General features: G+C 58.9%; 1 protein-coding gene. It reads right to left on the bottom strand.

The features are described 5' to 3' along the window. Nucleotides 1-13 precede the first annotated feature (13 nt). Nucleotides 14-148, bottom strand: a complete 135-nt coding sequence (locus FLQ03_RS19520; RefSeq protein WP_276607752.1) for a hypothetical protein — start codon at nt 146-148, stop codon at nt 14-16. Nucleotides 149-241: the final 93 nt, after the last annotated feature.

The raw sequence follows: 241 nt of genomic DNA, 5'->3' as shown, positions 1-241 counted from the left end.
ATGGACGAGAGGGCTAGGGGCGGCACTTCTTCGCCAGTACCGGAGCCAGTACCGGTGCCAGTACCAGTACCAGTACCAGTACCAGTACCAGTACCAGTACCAGTACCAGTACCACTGCCAGTGCCAGTGCCGGGGGGCGGAGTGTCATCACTAGTGCCAGATGGTGCACCATGCGTTCCTGCAGGAACGGTGAACACAGGTGGCTTGCCTAGCCCCTGATCATCTACAGTGCCAGTTACAG

This window comes from Vogesella urethralis (assembly GCF_007644045.2).
GTDB lineage: Bacteria > Pseudomonadota > Gammaproteobacteria > Burkholderiales > Chromobacteriaceae > Vogesella > Vogesella urethralis.
The sequence above is the reverse complement of the archived record's forward strand: the minus strand, read 5'-3'. Positions and strand labels throughout refer to the sequence as shown.

What these genes read in the sequence shown, in the direction of transcription:
- FLQ03_RS19520 (WP_276607752.1), bottom strand. Translation starts at nt 148, where the DNA reads ATGACACTCCGCCCCCCGGCACTGGCACTGGCAGTGGTACTGGTACTG.